This window comes from Rhizobium ecuadorense, assembly GCF_001187535.1.
Taxonomy (GTDB): domain Bacteria; phylum Pseudomonadota; class Alphaproteobacteria; order Rhizobiales; family Rhizobiaceae; genus Rhizobium; species Rhizobium ecuadorense.
Genome location: NZ_LFIO01000086.1, coordinates 1 through 321, shown reverse-complemented (window position 1 = coordinate 321; position 321 = coordinate 1). Strand labels below are relative to the sequence as shown.

Sequence of the window (321 nt, the reverse complement as noted above, 5' to 3'; positions counted from 1 at the left end):
CCTCTATTCCATCTATCTGAGCTTCACCAACGAGGCGCTGACCGGGGCCGCGGCCCTTCGGCCCCGCTTTGTCGGTCTCAGGAATTACACGCGGCTCTTCAACGACGCGAAGTTCTGGAATTCGCTATTCGTCACCTTCGTCTTCGTCATCGGTTCGGCGGTGATCGGCCAGTTCGTGCTCGGGCTGATCTCGGCAATTGCGCTGCGCCGCCCGATCCGCTTTCGGCGGGTGTTCTCGTCGATCATCCTGTTGCCGAATGCAGCCCCTGAGGTCGTCGCCGGTTTCATGTGGATCTCGATGCTGGCGGGCGGCGACAATGC

The 321-nt window shown here is 61.4% G+C and carries 1 pseudogene; it reads left to right on the top strand.

Annotation, left to right across the window (positions count from 1 at the left end):
• Positions 1–321, top strand: a pseudogene (locus AF337_RS03830) (sugar ABC transporter permease); the annotation flags it as partial.